Origin of the sequence: Polynucleobacter hallstattensis, assembly GCF_018881835.1 — a bacterium.
In the GTDB taxonomy this organism is placed as follows: domain Bacteria; phylum Pseudomonadota; class Gammaproteobacteria; order Burkholderiales; family Burkholderiaceae; genus Polynucleobacter; species Polynucleobacter hallstattensis.
This window is the reverse complement of the sequence record NZ_JACVPO010000001.1, coordinates 1,063,688-1,078,723: the sequence shown is the minus strand read 5'-3', so window position 1 is coordinate 1,078,723 and position 15,036 is coordinate 1,063,688. Positions and strand designations below refer to the sequence as shown.

Genomic DNA, 15,036 nt, shown 5'->3' with positions numbered 1-15,036 from the left:
CCCGATTTAATGGCATTAGCGGTCAGTATCTGGCAGCGCACTAAAAAGATAACTAATTAAGGAGCTATACAAATGAAAAGACGTGACTTTTTAAGCAAAACTGCATTGGGTGCAGCTGCTGGTGTACTGGCAGCTCCGGCTATTGCTCAATCTATGCCAGAAATTAAGTGGCGCTGTGCCTCTAGTTTTCCAAAAAGCTTAGATACGATTTACGGTGGCGGCGAATACATCTCTAAGCGCGTTGCCGCGCTGACCGATGGTAAATTTCAAATCCGTATTTTTGGTGCCGGTGAGATTGTTCCCGCATTTGGTACTGTAGATGCGGTTCAGCAAGGTACTGTTGAATGCACTCATACAGCCGGATATTACTTCGTTGGTAAAAATAAAACCTTTGCTTTCGATACCACCGTGCCATTCGGTATGAACCAACGCCAGCAAAACGCCTGGATGTATTGGGGCGGAGGCTTAAAACTCCAACGTGAATTCTTACGTGATTACAACATCGTCTCTTTCCCAGCAGGAAATACTGGCACGCAAATGGGCGGCTGGTTCAAGAAACCAGTCAAAACAGTCGCTGACCTCAAAGGTCTAAAAATGCGTATTGCAGGCTTAGGCGGTGAAGTGATGTCACGTCTAGGCGCGATCCCCCAGCAAATCGCTGGCGGTGATATTTACCCTGCTTTAGAAAAAGGTGTTATCGATGCGGCTGAGTGGGTTGGCCCATATGATGATGAGAAATTAGGATTTTACAAAATTGCACCTTACTACTACTACCCAGGATGGTGGGAAGCTTGCTCGATGTATTCCATGTATGTCAACATCAAGGAATGGGAGAAGTTGCCCAAGCAATATCAAGAGGCTTTTACCTCTGCATGCGCAGAATGCAATATCGACATGATGGCTGAATACGATTACAAAAATCCGATCGCCTTGCAAAGCCTCATTAAGAATGGAGTGAAGCTGCAGTCTTATTCAACAGAAATTATGAAAGCCGCATCTACTGCAGCCTTCGAAATGTACGAAGAAGAAGCAGCTAAAAATCCATCGTTCAAGAAAATTTATGAGCCTTGGAAAAAATTCCGTAACGATCAAATGTTGTGGAACAAAGTTGCTGAGCAAACTCTCATGAGCTTCATGTTGACTAATCCAGTCAAATAAGAACTTAATGAGAATCTGATATGCCAAAACAATTTTTAGTTTTCACAAGTTTCGTTGATCGTTTAAATGACCGTTTTGGTGTATTAGCGAGTTGGATGGTATTGATAGCCGTACTGGTCAGCACAGCAAATGCGCTGATTCGGTATGGCTTCAATGTCAGCTCCAACGGTTGGCTAGAAGCGCAGTGGTATCTATTCGCCGGCATGGTGATGTTTGGTGCCGCAACCACTTTCCGTCTCAATGAACATGTGCGAGTAGACGTACTTTATGCAATGTACCCTAACAAATTTCGCCTCTGGTTAGATTTTTGGGGTGGCATTATTTTCTTCTTACCAGTAACCATCATTATTGGTTATTACTCTTGGGAATTTTTTATTACCTCAGTAATTCAAAATGAAACTTCGAGTAATCCTGGTGGGCTGATTCGTTGGCCAGTTCGTGGCGCAATTACCTTGGGCTTTTTCTTGCTAACACTCCAAGGTATTTCAGAAATCATCAAACGCTACGCTGCCATTATTGGCATGATTCAAATCGATCCTAAGTACGAAAGACCGCTCCAATGATTAGCCATGATTTGATGGCCCCCATCATGTTTGGGGGCCTTATTATATTTTTATTGCTTGGATATCCAGCCGCTTTTTCCCTTGGCGCTGTTGGCTTATTCTTTGCATTTATCGGCATCGAAATGGGCATGTTTCAGCCCACTTTCTTGCAAGCGCTGCCAGACCGAGTATTCGGTATTCTGTCCAATGATCTATTGCTCTCCATTCCCTTCTTCACGTTTATGGGTGCGATTCTGGAGAAGTGTGGATTAGCTGAAGACATGCTTGAAGGTTTAGGTCAGTTATTTGGCCCGATCCGAGGTGGTTTAGCTTATGCCGTCATTATTGTCGGTGCAATTCTAGGGGCCATTACTGGAACCGTTGCCGCATCAGTGATTGCAATGGGATTAATCTCCCTGCCAATTATGCTGCGCTATGGATATAACCCACGTGTAGCTACTGGAGTGATTGCTGCATCAGGAACGATCACCCAACTCATTCCACCATCACTCGTATTGATCGTGTTAGCTGACCAGTTAGGTAAGTCCGTTGGCGATATGTATGCTGGCGCTATTGGACCATCCATCATTCAAGTAGTGCTGTTCTGTTTATTCATTTTCTTCTTGTCGATTTTTAGACCGCAAGATGTACCAGCGCTTCCACCAGAAGCACGCCCAACAATAGATTGGAAGTTATTTAAGAAAATCCTCTGGGGCATTGTTCCTTCAATCGCATTGATCTTCTTAGTGCTCGGGACTATTTTGATGGGTCTAGCCACTCCAACTGAAGGTGGCGCCATGGGTTCTGTAGGGGCATTAGTTCTTGCGGCAATGAACAAACGCCTACAAAAAACTTTAGTCTGGGAGGCGATGACCTCTACTATGCGCATCAATGCCATGGTGATCTTCATTCTGATTGGCTCCACTGTATTCGGTTTGACATTCCGCGGCGTAGATGGGGACCTTTGGATTGAGGAGCTCTTAACAGGTCTGCCAGGTGGGCAAATCGGCTTCTTGATTGTGGTGAACTTATTTGTCTTCTTCTTGGCCTTCTTCTTAGACTATTTTGAAATTGCGTTCATCATTATTCCTTTGTTGGCTCCAGTTGCAGACAAGCTGGGGATCGATCTCATTTGGTTTGGCGTGCTTCTCGGCGCCAATATGCAAACCTCGTTCATGCATCCGCCATTTGGATTTGCATTGTTTTACTTGCGAGGGGTAGCCGATAAAACCGTCAAAAGCTCGGATATTTACTATGGCGCCCTACCGTGGGTTGGTCTGCAACTGATTCTGGTAGCGATCATCATCTTCATACCAGAAACGGTGACTTACTTTGTTGATAAGCCGACTGCTGCTTTTGATGCTAGCGGTCCATCGGTTGATCCATTGGCCGGTGTAGAGCAAAATGAGATTACAGTAGACTCGAGCTCTGATATTGAACGTCAGCTACGAGAGAATAAATAACAATACATATTGAGACAGCAGTCAAAGGGATTTAGTAATGCAACAAAAATGGGGTATTCGAGGGATGGCGGTAGCGCCACACTCACTAGCATCTGAATCAGCATTGGCGGTACTGCGTGAAGGTGGTAATGCATTAGAGGCAATGATCGCAGCAGCAGCGACCATTGCCGTTGTTTACCCCCATATGAACTCCATTGGCGGTGACTCTTTCTGGGTAGTTCACTCCCCTGGTAAAGCCATGGGCGGAATTGATGCCTGCGGTGCAGCGGCCGGTTTAGCAACCAAACAGTGGTACGCGGAGCGCGGAGTCACCAAAGCTATTCCGTTTCGGGGTGCCATTGCAGCCAATACTGTTGCAGGCACCATTTCTGGCTGGGGTGCAGCGCAAAAGCTTTCGAAACAAGGCTTAGGCGGAAGGCTCCCACTCTCCCGCTTATTGGCAGATGCCATTCACTATGCTGAAGCTGGGGTCCCGGTAACTCACAGTCAATCAAGTTTGACTGAAAAAAAGAGAGTGGAGTTAAGCCCCATTCCAGGATTTTCAGAGACATTTTTAGTTCATGGCAAGGCTCCTGAAGTAGGTAGCATCTTTAAACAAGAGCGCCTTGCAAAAACCTTGCGCCAAATCTCTCGCAAGAGCACAGAGGATTACTATCGCGGTGATTTAGCCGAGCTACTTGCAAAAGAACTGACAGAGATCGGTAGCCCCCTCAGACTATCTGACCTGCATCGCCATCAAGCGAAGCTGATTGACCCGCTTGAGCTCAAGCACAGCATGGGCAATGTATACAACATGACTCCACCAACCCAAGGGGTTGTGTCTTTAATGATCATCGGCATCTTAGATCAACTCAATCTCAAGCGATTCAAAGTCGATAGTGCTGAATATGTTCATCACTGCGTTGAAGCTACCAAACAAGCATTCAAGGTGCGCGATCAATTTGTCACTGATCCAGCGTACATGACAAGAAATGCGCAGTCTTTCTTGGCTCCTGCATTCTTAAAGAAATTAGCAAAAAACATTGATCCTGAAAAGGCATTGCCTTGGGGTCAAGGCAAAGGACCGGCCGATACGATTTGGATGGGTGTAATCGATGGCAATGGAAATTGTGTTTCCTTTATTCAAAGTATTTATCACGAGTTTGGTGCTGGCATCGTATTACCCAAGTCTGGTGTGAACTGGCAGAACCGCGGATGCAGTTTCTCGCTGGATCCAAAGACACTCAATCACCTTGAACCCTATCGCAAACCATTCCATACATTGAATCCAGCCATGGCTTTATTTAAGGATGGTCGGTCAATGGTGTATGGCACCATGGGTGGCGATGGTCAACCCCAAACACAGTGTGCAGTCTTCACTCGCACAGCAACCTATGGACTTGATCCACAGGACGCTATCAGTCGTCCACGCTGGTTGCTCGGAAGAACCTGGGGACAAACTAGTGACAGCTTGAAATTAGAGTCACGCTTTAGTCCATGGGTTGCTAAAGAGCTACATGCTCTAGGACACGAGATTGAAATGCTCGATGCCTTTGATGAAACCGTTGGCCATGCTGGTTGCATTATTCGCGATCCATCAGGCACGCTACATGGCGGCTGGGATCCCCGCAGTGATGGCGCCGTTAGCGCGTTTTAGTAATAAATAATTTGGGTACGCGCAGATCCCAATAAATGGCAGCTGCGCGTAGTCCAAAAATACCTAGCATGCACATCACCGATCCCTCGAGTGTGTATGCCGGGAGAAAATTCAAAATCAGAATATAGATGCAGCAACCCAAAGTAACAGGGATTGCATACAGCTCATGTGACATCAATAAAGTTTTTCTGCCTGCCAATATATCGCGCAACAAGCCACCACCAATCGCAGTAACCATGCCCAGAATCACGGGGGCAACCGGCAACCCAAAGCCTAAGTTCCAAGCTTTATCTGCTCCCTGAATGCCAAACAAAGCAGCACCAAGTCCATCGATATAGAGCATCCAACGATAAATTTGCGGCTGTGTAAAAAAAGATTCCGCTACAAAAGTTACGATGCACGCACCCAAGGCTACCCAGATGTAAATTTGGGCAATAGACCAAAATGCAGGGACATCCAAAATGATGTCACGCAGTGTTCCACCACCAATGGCAGTGATGATCCCCAAAACCAATACACCAAAAAGATCGACTCCGCGATCAGCAATAGCTAGAACACCCGTCACCGCAAAAGCGATCGTGGCAATAATGCCAATCCAAAAATTAATTTGATCCATACTGACTAGTCTAAATCATCGCTATCAGTCACTCAATGAAGTCCTTAATATACTGAAGGTAATACCCCAAAGGAATCTTTTATGAAAACTCAGCTTTATAGCTTTTGGCGAAGCTCTGCAGCCTTTCGGGTGCGCATTGCTCTTAATTTAAAAAATCTTGATTACGAGGTAATTCCTGTCCATCTCGTAAAAAATGGTGGGAAACAATCTTCGCCTGAATACAGTCGCAAGAATCCGAATTGCCTGATACCTCTTTATAGTGACGGAACTCACAGCATCCACCAATCTCTTGCCATCATTGAGTACCTAGAGGAGACTCATCCAAGCCCATCACTTTTGCCAAAGAATGCAATTGATAGAGCTTGGGTACGCTCATTAGCGATGGATATTGCGATCGATATTCACCCGATTAGTAATTTACGGGTATTGCGATATCTGATTCAAAAGTTAGGAATCAGCATGGAATCGAAAGAGGTGTGGTATCAACACTGGATGGTATTAGGATTAGATAGCCTGGAGAAACAATTAAGCGCTGATGCAAGAGTAGGTCACTTTGCTTGCGGAGATCAGCCTGGCTTGATCGATATTTGTTTAATTCCTCAAATTTTTAATGCATTAAGTATCAAGATGGATATGAGGGCCTATCCCACACTGATGAAGATATTTAATGAATGTATGAAGCTACCGGCATTTATGAATGCCTCTTGGGAAAAACAAATCGATGCTGAAGGACCAAACCCCTCTATTTAATTTGGGATTCGAGCATTTTGACTAAGGCATTAACAGATTCGTTGTACGGTGTAGCGACCCCATGGCGCTTACCCAATTCCACAATATAGCCATTTAAGAAATCAATCTCTGTCATTTTTCCCTTAAATAAATCTTGAGCTGTAGAGGAAATCTGCGTAACCATAGTGGTCGCTATTGACTCGTTTGCGGCAAGCGCCTCTGCCAGAGTGATGTTGACATTCTCAAGCGCGGCAATAGCCAAAAATTCCCTAGTAATTTCTTCAATCAGATTGACAATGCCGGGGGACTTAACCATCTCCCCATAAGAAATCTGGCCAATGCCAGAAATAGCATTAAAAGAACAGTTCACCAAAAACTTTAGCCACATCTCTCTTTTAATCTGCGGGCTAATCGTACACGGAACATCTGCGACTTCAAACAGTTTGCATATCTCTTTCAGATTTTGCTCATCTCCTAAGGCACTTTCTTTCATATCACCAATCAGTAGCTCACCTCTACCGTGATGTTTCATAGTTCTATGACCGACCATACCGGCTGCGACATAGACCACTGCTGCATAAACTGGGTTGGCCACTATTTTGGAGGCAATATCGATATTGGCTATCCCATTTTGCAAACTGAGGATCAGTGCCTTGCTTGGCAAAATAGACTTAACATCTGCCATAGTCCGCTCTGTATCGAGTGACTTTACGCTTAGCAAAACTAAATCTGCATCACTCAAAACGGAAAGATCGGAACTTGCTCTGACTTTCACTGTCTCATGAAATGTTTTGCAATCCAACTCTAAGCCAGATGCATTCAAGGCCGCTGCACGCTCAGGTCTTGCAACAAAAGTAACATCATGATGTGCTCGAGCTAACATACCACCAAAGTAACACCCTACTGCACCCGCACCTAAAACATATATTTTTTGATCACTTTGTGTTTTATAAATCAAGGACCAGTGTTCCGCTTTTGATATGAGAGATGCAGGGGGTTAAATACTCTTGATGCTCGAGATCACTCAAAATACAATCTCCATGCTCTACATCACCACTGAGATATCTTGTCTTACAGGTACCACATAAACCTGATTGACAAGAGGTAGCTATCTCAATGCCTGATCTTGCCAAAGCATCGATGATTGACTCGGCTCTCGTGATACTTATTTTTTGGCCAGTACTCTGAATCTCGATCACTAGTTGTTCAGAGTCCGCACTGGAAATTGTATTCACTTTTTTGTCTCGCTCCACACAAAGAATGGGCTGTAATCGCAGCCCATTTCTTCTGATCTAAAGATTAATGCTTAAATTGTGCTTTTGCAGTTTGCTCAAGCTCTTCCATTTTTTGCTTTACAAAGTCAGTGCGCTCTTTGCCTTTATGCTGCTCACTCTCCGTGAGAATCGCAATTACACCTTTAGCAACAAATCGTCTTTGCGCTACCTCATCTTCAGTAGTGGCACCAATTGGTAATTCAAATACATTACCAGAGCAATAACTATTGGGCGCACCATTCAATTCCTTTAACCACTCAGCAAAGGCTTCTGCACTTGCCGCTGGATTAGAGCCTCGAATAGCATCCCGCAGCATCTTCCTAAATAAATAAGGGCCTGCATCAAATTTAGTGGGATTCTCTAGAGCATGGATTGCTATCGGTCTTTGACTAATGATTGCCTCGTAATCACCTGGCGCATATTGAGCCATCTTGTAATTGGAGCGCGCCCTGTGATCAGTAGGAATGTCCACAATATCGTTAATTGTGTGCTTACCAAAACGCTCAGCCCTTCTCAAGGCAACTTGGCCATCCAAAAAGTCGATTGATTCATATCCGACCAGCTCTTTTTGTCCGATTCCACGCGTATCAATGCCGGGGCCCATCACACGCCAGCCAATCATCTTGCTATTGAAATCATCGACTGGAACCGTCCAGCGAATAATGTGAAACCGGCTAAATAGCTTCTTATTAGAGCCATCCTCAGAAGTGTAGGCATGCAAGCTGAGGTTTGGTAGTACTTGATGTTGAACACGTATAAACAATTTATCGTTATTGACACGACGTGCACCAGAACAAGCCAAGCCTCGCCCACCATGGATTGGCACAAACTGCATATCCGGATGAACTTCCATTGTTGGAGAGCCTACCTCATCAAAAGTTGTGCCTTGAAAGTGACCGCCTACTACGTTTTTGGCAGCATGTAATTCAGCTGTATGAAAGTTATCCGCAGCATTGTCTTGAACTTGCAACCAATTACAGTGTTGGAAATTGCTATATGGCACAAGCTCATCGCCAGGAGCTACCGTGAAATCAGACTCCCACTCTGGAAATGGTGGCTCTTTATCAGGTGCGCCCATATAGGCAAATACTAAGCCATTTCTTTCGAAAGCTTTGTAGGCGCCCTGTTGAATTGAGCATGCATATTTTTTTGCTTCCGCTTCTTCGCCTTTAGGGAAGGGCGCATTCAAACAAGTACCGTCTACATCAAATACCATGCCGTGATAACAACACTTAATGCCACGATCTTGAATCTGCCCATACTCTAGTGAAGCGCCGCGATGAACGCAGTGCGCATGTAAAACCCCAATGCGGCCACTACCATCACGAAACGCTACCAACTCTTCACACAAGATAGTTAAAAATTTTGGTGTGTCGGTTAATTCAATTGACATACAAACTGGATGCCAAAAGCCGCGCATGTACTCGCCTGTTGGCGTGCCAGGACCAACCTCTGTGAGCTCAGGATCATGTCCTGGAACTTTATTTGTGTAGTAGCCACCGTAAGGAACCAATTTCTTGGGTGTTCCAGACCCTGCGGATGCTCCGACCTTTTTTTCCGCTTGTTCCTGTTTACTCTTCATTAATGGTGCTCCTATTGATTCACTAGCTATGTCTAAAACTATTCAATTACTCAAACATATCTGGCTGGTTTTCTTTTAGATAACCCCAGATTGGCTGGAAGTGTAACCAACCAATATACTCACTACCCACGTGTTCACGGCTGTAACGCGCAGTTTCTGGTGATAACAACACAGGCTTAATGCCTGTTGCCTCAACAATCATCTGCTGTTTGCAGCAACGCTCTAAGGCTATAAACCAGAAAGCTGCAGCCTCAATACTATGACGACTTACTGTTAATAAGCCATGATTGCGGTGAATAATCGCTTTCACTTTTTTTAATGAGCCCGCTACGTTATAGCCTGAATTATCCTCAACGGCGACTTGGCCAGCTTGTTCCGCTAAAACCATATGGTCCTCAAAGAATGCTGCGGCATCTTGAGAGATTGGATCTAGTGGTTTACCTAGCGCTGCAAATGCTGTTCCATAGACTGTATGTGCATGACACATAGCCACGATATCAGGATGCTTTTCATGAACCGCTGCGTGCAACACAAATCCAGCACGATTCAATGCATGTTTACCTTCCAAAATATTGCCTTCATGATCTGCCAAGATTAAGTTAGAAACTTTTACTTGATCAAAATGCACGGCCATTGGATTGGTCCAGTACAAATTTGGATGCTCTGGATCACGAACTGTTAAATGTCCCGCAAATCCATAATCGAACTTTTCTAGGGCAAATGCTCTGCATGCAGCAACCAATCGCTCCTTGAGATGCTGACGCTCCTCAGCAAAGCTTTTGAATTTTGGCTGGTAAGGAAAAATCTGGGATTTGTCTTCAGGTTGGTAAATGGACTCTCTGTCGCCCAAGTTCAATTTACGTTCTTTCTCCATTACCGCAGCCATATGAATTCCTTTTTAAAATGATGCGAATTTGATGCTTTGACCATATTCAAAACCTAACTAAGCCGCAATCATCAACTTTCCCAAAGGTTTTGACAAACGATAAGTATTCATGAATAGATGAATAAAAATCATGTATATTCTATTTACATGAGAAAAGTACCAAATTATGTTCTTTTGCGGGCTTTTGAGGCGGCTGCGCGCCTAGAAAGCTTCACCTTGGCCGCTAAAGAGCTACACCTCACTCAATCAGCCATTAGCCATCAAATTAGAGAGCTCGAAGACTATTTTGGTAAGTCACTATTTCTAAGAAAGAATCGCAAAGTAGAACCAACGGCTGAAGGGCGACGTTTTTTAGAGTCGCTTTCTAGAGTGTTTGATGTCATTGAAGCGGCATGCAATGAGGTGACGCTCGCTCCAAGCTCACAAGTTCTTGCTTTGCACTGTTCACCTAGTTTTGCTGCCAAGTGGCTTAGCCCAAGACTACCGGAGTTCATTAAAAATAATCCCGACATTACTATTCGACTTACTTCTGGCGCTGAGCCTATTGATCTTTTGCGCAATCAAGAAATTGATATTGCCATCTCCTATCAAGCAACTCATGAAGGCCCCGGAATTACATCTCTATCTCTGGGCGAAGAAAAAATTATGCCGCTGTGTTCGCCAGACTTAATTGATCCTACACTTTCAGTAGAAGAGTTAATGAGTAAGTTAACCCTCATCGAGTCATCACTGAATCACCATACCTGGGAGCGGTGGTTTGAGATTAATCAACTTAAAAATCCATCAAGCCGAAAGATGTCATTTGATCGTGCAGCCCTCTCAGTCTCAGCCGCCGTGGATGGCATAGGTGCCGTACTTGAGAGCGTTCGGTTTGCCGAAAGAGAGCTCTCACGAGGTGAGTTGGTTGAACTCGGCGAGGGAATCTTTTTAGCCACTACCGATAGGACTCATTTTTTATCCTATCGTTCGAATACTAAAAACAGTCAAAAAATTCAGCTCTTTAAAGAATGGATATGCATTAAGGCTGGGGTCTCTGCGGAGTGAAATCTCCAGTCTTCCTTTTTATTTTAAGTGGAATCTGCTTTTCTACAGTAGATGCAATGGCCAAGATTCTGGTCCAAGACACTAATCTCATCGCTGTGGTGTGGTCTCGATTTTTTGGTCAATTATTACTTGCGGCTCCGATAGCTTGGTACTTCCTAGGGAAAAATTTCTGGCGTACTCAAAAATTAGGTCTGCAACTCTTTCGCTCTTGCTTACTTGTCGCAACTGCAGCCTTATTTTTTGCAGGGCTCAATTGGCTGCCTTTAGCTGAGGCATCATCAATTACATTCACCGCTCCAATTTGGGTAGCAATCCTATCAGGGCCTATATTAGGTGAGCGCGTTGGACTAAAAGATTGGTTGGTTGCTGCAATAGGATTCCTGGGCATCCTCTTCATTGCCAGACCAGGCTCGGCAATTTTTCATTTAGCAGCGCTACTACTTGTTCTCATGGCATTTCTCAATGCCATCTTTCAGCTATCCACTAGAAAACTAGTTGAAGACTCGGAATACACCACTTTCTTTTATAGCGGCATCGTTGGGCTTGTGATCTCTACTGTCTTACTACCGATTGCGGCTCCACTTCCCACATTACCTGCATATGAATATGCATTATTTGGTTTGATAGGCTTATTTGGCGGAATTGCCCATCTATTGGTTGTGCTAGCGTTCTATCAAATGCGACCCTACAAACTAACCCCTTTAGTTTTCTTACAACTGATCTGGGCGGTTGGCTATGGCTACCTGATTTTTGGTGAGCTACCCGATGGCTTAAGCGTCGTTGGCATGATTCTGATTGCCTCTTCAGGGATCTGGCTGATCTGGAACCATCGCACAATATCTACCTAAGACCTAAGTGAATACTTTTTCCATTTCGCGTCGAAATTGAATGGCTTGCTGAGTAGCGTCGTAATCCACATCGCTCCAACATACCGGCTTCCCAGATGGAATCTCTTTGTTTAACACCATATTGTGTGCTAAACCAATTGGTAGAGCACCAAGCTTGAGTGAATCTGCAGCGGTCATTAGCTTTCCATAAACCGTGAAGCCACCTTCTCCATCTAATTTCTCACCAGCCTTCAGCGTGCGCTTAGCAGTAGCAACAACATCGCCCCGCCAGTCGCCAGTTGCTCCTGTCGCTTCCCCCCGTACCGCAATACTGGCGACGGAAATACCGAGCTCTAAGCCAATCAGGTGATAGGGCTTATACATTGCGGCATATTTTCCAGTGCTATCTGTTTTAAGGCCATATTGTGCAAAGCAATCAATCACATATTGACTGGGGGCTTCAAATACTGCAAAAACGCCCCATCGTAAATCCCTAAATACCGGACGGCCATCTCTCTCAATTGAAGACACTACTTCGACAGTTCCTTTTTGCTTCAAAATGCCGCCTTCAGATACGGGACGGAAGATATGTGGGAGGTCATCAACCCCACAAGGCGGGAACTCTAAGCCGTTACTCGGTGGAGTTAAATCACAAGCGTTCGATACTGCAGCCATTTCCAGCGCAGATTTTGTCCCGTCCAAAAATGAATTAAACATTTGTGCATTGAAGTCACCACCAGCAACTTGTTCCTCAGAAAATCCATAATGCCCCCAGACAGTATCGGGAGTAGCCTGATGATAGATAGGTAAATATTTAGTGCCTTTACCTGCACATACCACTTCTAAGCCAATCGTCCTTGCCCAATCCACTAATTCGGCGATGAGTGCTGGCTGATCTCCAGAAGCCATCGAGTAGATCACACCAGCCTCTGCCGCCTTACGTGCAAGTAAAGGGCCCGCCAAAACATCTGCCTCTACGTTAACCATGATGATGTGTTTACGATGATCAAAACAAAGTAGAGCATGACGTATGCCGGCTGCTGGACTACCTGTAGAATCGATCACGATATCAATGTGCTCACTAGCTATCATTTTTTCTGCGTCGTCAGTCACAAAGGTGGCGCCTGACTTAGCGGCGTCCTGTAATGAGGAAGCGCTATAACGAGGGGCATCCCAACCTACCCGAGCAAGCGATTCTTTTGCACGAGTGGGGGATAAATCGGCGACCGCAACCAAATGAATACCTGGGGTGCGCGGCGCCTGCGAAAGATACATGGATCCGAACTTGCCAGCCCCAATAATCCCCACACGCACGGGATTGTTGTTAGCTGCGCGTATATTGAGCTTTTGAATAAGGGACATCTAAGCATCTCCAGAAAATTTGGTCATTCTTGATGACTATCATGGCGACCAATATGCCTTTTTTAGGCAGAGGTTAATGAGTGGTCGATAATTAAGCGATTTTCTTCAGCGTCTTAGTGTAACGCTCTGCATTAATGACGTAGCGTCTAGCAATATCTTCGATGCCAGCAATTTGCTCTGGAGTCAGTGTCTTCACTGCCTTAGCGGGTGAGCCCAAAATCATCGAGCCATTGGGAAATTCTTTACCTTCGGTGACCAATGCTCCGGCGCCAACTAAACAGTTTTTACCAATTTTGGCACCGTTCAAAATCACTGCACCAATACCAATTAAACTGCCATCGCCAATTTGACAACCATGCAGCATTACTTGATGGCCAACGGTAACCTGTTTACCAATAATGAGGGGGAAACCAGGGTCGGTATGCAAAATTGATGCATCTTGTACATTGCTGCCCTCGCCAATTTGTATCAGATCATTATCGCCACGGATCACGACTTTGGGCCACACACTCGCATTTTGATGAAGCTCGACCCTGCCGATGACTTCTGCGCTTTCGGCAACCCAAGTTCCCTCGTCTAAGCGAGGAGCATTTCCATCTAGTTCAAATATAGCCATGGCTCATTATAGGTAATGGCTATATTTAAGACAGCCTACCAGTTAGGCTCACGATCAGGAGTGGAAGAAATCCGGTGAATACTTAAATCAGCACCTTCATACTCCTCCTCTTGTGACATCCGGATGCCTAGAGAAGCTTTTAGCAATCCATAGACCACAAAACCACTGATGAGGGCAATCGCAACTCCTAAGCCAGTCCCAATCAACTGCCCCAGGAAAGTCACTCCGCCAAGACCGCCGAGTGCTTTTGTCCCAAAGATGCCTGCAGCCAAGCCACCCCATAAACCGCATAAACCATGTAGTGGCCAAACACCCAACACATCGTCAATCTTCCAGCGGTTTTGCACTAAGGTAAACATATAGACAAAAAGAGCGCCAGCAATTAAGCCCACTACTAAAGCTCCCATTGGGTGCATTAGATCTGAGCCAGCACAAACCGCTACTAAGCCAGCTAAAGGCCCATTGTAAGTAAAGCCTGGATCATTACGACCAATTACCCATGCAGCCAAAGTGCCGCCAACCATTGCCATCAGAGAATTCATGGCCACTAAGCCACTAACTTTATCTATAGTCTGCGCACTCATGACGTTAAATCCAAACCAACCTACCGCCAAAATCCAAGCACCCAATGCCAAGAATGGAATGCTAGATGGTGGATGCGCAGCTACGTTGCCATCCTTGGTATAGCGACCGCGACGAGCGCCCAAGAGAATGATGGCTGGCAATGCAACCCAACCACCCACTGCATGAACCACAACTGATCCCGCAAAGTCATGAAACTCTTCGCCGGTCAGTGTCTTAATCCACGCTTGAATGCCGTAATGCTGATTCCAAACAATGCCTTCGAAGAAGGGGTAGATGAAACCCACCAGAATAAAAGTAGCAATCAGTTGAGGATTGAACTTCGCACGCTCCGCAATACCGCCTGAGATAATCGCTGGAATAGCAGCAGCAAAGGTCAGCAAGAAAAAGAATTTGACTAATTCATAGCCACTTTTCTCGGCTAAGATTTCAGCGCCCGAGAAAAAATCAACTCCGTAAGCAATGCTATAGCCAATAAAGAAATAGGCAATGGTTGACACTGCAAAATCCACCAAGATTTTGACCAAAGCATTGACTTGGTTCTTTTTGCGTACAGTGCCGAGCTCAAGAAATGCAAATCCCGCATGCATAGCCAAGACCATGATTGCGCCGAGCAAAATAAATAGGACATCACTGCCTGATTTCAAATTTTCCACCGAAATAACTCCCCATGTTTTTTGCATCATTATGGGGAATATCAAGACCGGATTTGCTCATTA

15 protein-coding genes are annotated in these 15,036 nt (G+C 45.1%); 7 read left to right on the top strand and 8 right to left on the bottom strand.

Going from position 1 to position 15,036, the window contains the following annotated elements:
• Positions 1 to 72: 72 nt before the first annotated feature.
• The 4 genes from ICN26_RS05710 to ICN26_RS05695 are packed head-to-tail and all read left to right on the top strand — an operon-like array spanning position 73 to position 4,799.
• The gene (locus ICN26_RS05710) at positions 73 to 1,158 is read left to right on the top strand and encodes a TRAP transporter substrate-binding protein (protein WP_216267484.1); all 1,086 of its coding nucleotides are present in this window, start codon (positions 73 to 75) and stop codon (positions 1,156 to 1,158) included.
• A 20-nt stretch (positions 1,159 to 1,178) separates the two neighbouring features.
• Positions 1,179 to 1,721 (top strand): TRAP transporter small permease subunit, encoded by a 543-nt coding sequence (locus tag ICN26_RS05705; protein ID WP_216267483.1) that lies wholly within the window; start codon positions 1,179 to 1,181, stop codon positions 1,719 to 1,721.
• On the top strand, positions 1,718 to 3,163 hold the full coding sequence (locus ICN26_RS05700; protein ID WP_216267482.1) for a TRAP transporter large permease: 1,446 nt from the start codon (positions 1,718 to 1,720) through the stop codon (positions 3,161 to 3,163). The genes ICN26_RS05705 and ICN26_RS05700 overlap by 4 nt, the downstream gene beginning before the upstream one ends.
• Before the next feature lie 37 nt (positions 3,164 to 3,200).
• A complete protein-coding gene (locus ICN26_RS05695) occupies positions 3,201 to 4,799 on the top strand; it encodes a gamma-glutamyltransferase family protein (protein WP_216267481.1) in 1,599 nt (532 codons plus the stop codon).
• Here ICN26_RS05695 and ICN26_RS05690 read toward each other — a convergent pair.
• A complete protein-coding gene (locus ICN26_RS05690) occupies positions 4,786 to 5,415 on the bottom strand; it encodes a trimeric intracellular cation channel family protein (RefSeq protein WP_216267480.1) in 630 nt (209 codons plus the stop codon). The two genes, ICN26_RS05695 and ICN26_RS05690, sit on opposite strands and share 14 nt — an antisense overlap.
• Before the next feature lie 81 nt (positions 5,416 to 5,496).
• Here ICN26_RS05690 and maiA point away from each other — a divergent pair, with 81 nt between their 5' ends.
• Positions 5,497 to 6,165, top strand: coding sequence for a maleylacetoacetate isomerase (maiA, locus tag ICN26_RS05685; protein ID WP_216267479.1), 669 nt, complete (start codon positions 5,497 to 5,499; stop codon positions 6,163 to 6,165).
• On the opposite strand, the gene ICN26_RS05680 is transcribed toward maiA, so the two are convergent.
• The 4 genes from ICN26_RS05680 to ICN26_RS05665 form a co-directional block, all read right to left on the bottom strand.
• Entirely contained in the window at positions 6,158 to 7,102 is a 945-nt protein-coding gene (locus ICN26_RS05680; protein ID WP_216267478.1) for a ketopantoate reductase family protein, read from the bottom strand. The genes maiA and ICN26_RS05680 overlap by 8 nt on opposite strands.
• The gene (locus ICN26_RS05675; protein WP_369411791.1) at positions 7,092 to 7,379 is read right to left on the bottom strand and encodes a 2Fe-2S iron-sulfur cluster-binding protein; all 288 of its coding nucleotides are present in this window, start codon (positions 7,377 to 7,379) and stop codon (positions 7,092 to 7,094) included. The genes ICN26_RS05680 and ICN26_RS05675 overlap by 11 nt, the downstream gene beginning before the upstream one ends.
• A gap of 64 nt (positions 7,380 to 7,443) precedes the next feature.
• On the bottom strand, positions 7,444 to 9,000 hold the full coding sequence (locus ICN26_RS05670) for a Rieske 2Fe-2S domain-containing protein (RefSeq protein WP_216267477.1): 1,557 nt from the start codon (positions 8,998 to 9,000) through the stop codon (positions 7,444 to 7,446).
• 46 nt (positions 9,001 to 9,046) lie between these two features.
• The gene (locus ICN26_RS05665) at positions 9,047 to 9,886 is read right to left on the bottom strand and encodes a class II aldolase/adducin family protein (protein WP_215325765.1); all 840 of its coding nucleotides are present in this window, start codon (positions 9,884 to 9,886) and stop codon (positions 9,047 to 9,049) included.
• A gap of 147 nt (positions 9,887 to 10,033) precedes the next feature.
• Between ICN26_RS05665 and ICN26_RS05660 the strand changes: the two genes are divergently transcribed.
• On the top strand, positions 10,034 to 10,930 hold the full coding sequence (locus tag ICN26_RS05660) for a LysR substrate-binding domain-containing protein (protein ID WP_255534389.1): 897 nt from the start codon (positions 10,034 to 10,036) through the stop codon (positions 10,928 to 10,930).
• A complete protein-coding gene (locus ICN26_RS05655; RefSeq protein WP_216267475.1) occupies positions 10,927 to 11,778 on the top strand; it encodes a DMT family transporter in 852 nt (283 codons plus the stop codon). The genes ICN26_RS05660 and ICN26_RS05655 overlap by 4 nt, the downstream gene beginning before the upstream one ends.
• A gap of 3 nt (positions 11,779 to 11,781) precedes the next feature.
• On the opposite strand, the gene ICN26_RS05650 is transcribed toward ICN26_RS05655, so the two are convergent.
• The 3 genes from ICN26_RS05650 to ICN26_RS05640 all read right to left on the bottom strand — a co-directional run bounded on the left by ICN26_RS05650 (position 11,782) and on the right by ICN26_RS05640 (position 14,973).
• A complete protein-coding gene (locus tag ICN26_RS05650; RefSeq protein WP_216267474.1) occupies positions 11,782 to 13,119 on the bottom strand; it encodes an NAD(P)H-dependent oxidoreductase in 1,338 nt (445 codons plus the stop codon).
• Positions 13,120 to 13,210: 91 nt separating this feature from the next.
• Positions 13,211 to 13,735 carry a gamma carbonic anhydrase family protein gene (locus ICN26_RS05645; RefSeq protein WP_216267473.1) on the bottom strand — a complete coding sequence of 175 codons (525 nt, stop codon included), beginning with the start codon at positions 13,733 to 13,735 and terminating at the stop codon, positions 13,211 to 13,213.
• Positions 13,736 to 13,770: 35 nt separating this feature from the next.
• A complete protein-coding gene (locus ICN26_RS05640; RefSeq protein ID WP_216267673.1) occupies positions 13,771 to 14,973 on the bottom strand; it encodes an ammonium transporter in 1,203 nt (400 codons plus the stop codon).
• Positions 14,974 to 15,036 lie beyond the last annotated feature (63 nt).

Bases quoted from the DNA above. Each gene is read 5' to 3' on its own strand.
- ICN26_RS05660 (WP_255534389.1), top strand. From the start codon at position 10,034: ATGAGAAAAGTACCAAATTATGTTCTTTTGCGGGCTTTTGAGGCGGCT.
- ICN26_RS05700 (WP_216267482.1), top strand. From the start codon at position 1,718: ATGATTAGCCATGATTTGATGGCCCCCATCATGTTTGGGGGCCTTATT.
- ICN26_RS05645 (WP_216267473.1), bottom strand. From the start codon at position 13,735: ATGGCTATATTTGAACTAGATGGAAATGCTCCTCGCTTAGACGAGGGA.
- ICN26_RS05670 (WP_216267477.1), bottom strand. From the start codon at position 9,000: ATGAAGAGTAAACAGGAACAAGCGGAAAAAAAGGTCGGAGCATCCGCA.
- ICN26_RS05690 (WP_216267480.1), bottom strand. From the start codon at position 5,415: ATGGATCAAATTAATTTTTGGATTGGCATTATTGCCACGATCGCTTTT.
- ICN26_RS05695 (WP_216267481.1), top strand. From the start codon at position 3,201: ATGCAACAAAAATGGGGTATTCGAGGGATGGCGGTAGCGCCACACTCA.
- maiA (WP_216267479.1), top strand. From the start codon at position 5,497: ATGAAAACTCAGCTTTATAGCTTTTGGCGAAGCTCTGCAGCCTTTCGG.
- ICN26_RS05665 (WP_215325765.1), bottom strand. From the start codon at position 9,886: ATGGCTGCGGTAATGGAGAAAGAACGTAAATTGAACTTGGGCGACAGA.
- ICN26_RS05710 (WP_216267484.1), top strand. From the start codon at position 73: ATGAAAAGACGTGACTTTTTAAGCAAAACTGCATTGGGTGCAGCTGCT.
- ICN26_RS05650 (WP_216267474.1), bottom strand. From the start codon at position 13,119: ATGTCCCTTATTCAAAAGCTCAATATACGCGCAGCTAACAACAATCCC.
- ICN26_RS05705 (WP_216267483.1), top strand. From the start codon at position 1,179: ATGCCAAAACAATTTTTAGTTTTCACAAGTTTCGTTGATCGTTTAAAT.